We start from the raw sequence: 287 nt of genomic DNA on the forward strand, positions 1-287 counted from the left end.
TTAACTTGGGAAAAGTCACCAAAATCTTCATCGATTTAATTGTATTTTCACGCTACTTTGTTCGCATTACTTTTAAGCATTAAACAATCAGAAGCCACGCACTTCCGATCATTTATTTTTGTAAAGTTTAAAAGTTTTTTTGTTTGTATTAAGCTAAGACTAAGCGTGGATCTTATAAAATAGTTGTAAGAAAGTTATTTTAAAAGATAGTCGATTAAATCGATTATCTTATTTACTGTCTCCAAAAAGAGAATCGTAAATTCGATTATTTCTCTAATCATAGCTAC

This window comes from Campylobacter sp. BCW_6465 (genome assembly GCF_001762815.1).
Lineage (GTDB): Bacteria > Campylobacterota > Campylobacteria > Campylobacterales > Campylobacteraceae > Campylobacter_D > Campylobacter_D jejuni.